The following is a 1,687-nucleotide window of genomic DNA, read 5'->3' as shown; positions in this document are numbered from 1 at the left end:
GCGGTTCGGGGGTGAGGTGTGAGGGCCTTGACCTTGCCCCTTGCCGGCAGGGCTCCTGGCCTGACAACTCGCGGCGTTCCTGCGGAGCTTGAGGTGCTCCTCGGCGATCCGCAGGTCGCCTCCGGCGGTTCGGGGGTGAGGTGTGAGGGCCTTGACCTTGCCCCTTGCCGGCAGGGCTCCTGGCCTGACAACTCGCGGCGTCTCTGCGGAGCTTGAGGTGCTCCTCGGCCGTCCGCAGGTCGCCTCCGGCGGTTCGGGGGTCCCGACCTTGCCCCCCGTCGCACGGCTCCCCCCGGCTGACGGTCCGTCGGCGGGGCCTGTGGGGCGGTTCGGGCTCAGTGCTTGGTGGCAGCGGCCGACTGGGCCGCGAATGCGCCGGCGAGGACGAGGGCTCCGCCGGCGAGTTGGGGGGTGCCGAGGTGTTCGCCGAGGAGGATCCAGGCGAGGACGGTGGCGACGACGGCTTCGAGGTTGGCGACGACGCCGGCGACCGGTGGGGAGAGGTACTGGACCGAGACGACGCCGGTGAGGTAGGCGAGGACGGTGGCGACCAGGACCATCCACAGGGCGGGGACCAGGGCGGGGAGGTGGTGGCCGTTCATGGTGACGGAGTGGGCGAGCAGTGACCAGTCGGCGTTCCACGGGCGGGCGAAGGCGGTGAGCAGGATCGCGCCGATCAGCAGGCCGTACGCGGAGACCGCCAGCGGGTCGACGGGGCGTTCGCCCTCGCGGCCGGCGTCGGCGAGGACGAAGTAGCCGACCTGGCAGCAGGCCGCGCCGAGGGCGAACAGGACGCCGATCGGGTCGAAGGACAGGCCGTGCCAGACCTCGACGACGAGGGCGAGGCCGGTCACCGCGACGCCCGCGCCGGCCATCGCCCGGCGGGAGACGGGGCGGCGCTGGACGAGGCGGACGTAGGCGAGCAGCAGCGGCGGGCCGAGGTACTCGATGAGCAGGGCGACGCCGACCGGGATGCGGGAGATCGCCGCGAAGTAGCAGGCCTGGACGCCGGCGACGGCGAGCAGCCCGAAGCCGATCAGCAGGCCGGGCCGGCGCAGGACCGCGTCGCGGTGCTTCCAGGCGACCGGCAGCAGCACCAGCGCCGCGCCGGCCACCCGCAGCCAGACGGTGTGGGTGGGGGAGAGCCCGGCTTCGATCAGCGGTTTCGCGGCCGTCCCGGACCCGCCGAAGGCGACCGCGGAGGCCAGTGCCAGCAGCAGCCCCAGCTTGGCGGTGCGGCGGGTCGGGGTGGGGGAGGAATGGTGGGGCGTCAGGGGGAGATCGGGCGCCGGGCGCGGGTCGAGCGACATGGCGGAGGGGTCCGAGCTGCTGTGCATCGGCGCATTGTGTCAGCTCGGACCCCTCCGTCGTAAGGCGCTATCCCGCTGATTGGTCCTGAGTGCCGAGCAGCCCGCCGCCGGTGCCGGTTCCCGCGGTGGGGGTCGGCGCCGGCGTGGTGGTGGCGCCCCCGGTGGGCGTGGCCGACGGGGTGCGGGTGGGCCGGGTCTGCCCGCCGTCACCGCCGTTCCCGTTGCTGTTGCCGTTCCCGTTGCCGTTGCCGTTGCCCGCGTCGCCGGTGGGCCGCGAGCTCGGACGGCCGCCGTTGCCGGCGGTCGGGGACGGCGCGGAGGTCGCGCCGTCCGTCGCGGACGGGCTCTGGGTCGGCGCGGCGGGCTCGGTGGGCGCG

1 protein-coding gene and 1 pseudogene are annotated in these 1,687 nt (G+C 74.9%); both read right to left on the bottom strand.

Annotated elements, in window-relative coordinates; genetic code table 11:
• Positions 1-335: 335 nt before the first annotated feature.
• Entirely contained in the window at positions 336-1,337 is a 1,002-nt protein-coding gene (locus tag IEZ12_RS31480; protein WP_189276916.1) for an EamA family transporter, read from the bottom strand.
• A 40-nt stretch (positions 1,338-1,377) separates the two neighbouring features.
• Positions 1,378-1,687, bottom strand: a pseudogene (locus tag IEZ12_RS31475) (hypothetical protein); the annotation flags it as partial.

This window comes from Kitasatospora griseola, from assembly GCF_014648555.1.
GTDB lineage: Bacteria > Actinomycetota > Actinomycetes > Streptomycetales > Streptomycetaceae > Kitasatospora > Kitasatospora griseola.
This window is presented reverse-complemented; position numbering and strand designations above follow the sequence as displayed.

Coding starts and splice junctions, on each gene's coding strand:
- IEZ12_RS31480 (WP_189276916.1), bottom strand. CDS start 1,337: ATGCACAGCAGCTCGGACCCCTCCGCCATGTCGCTCGACCCGCGCCCG.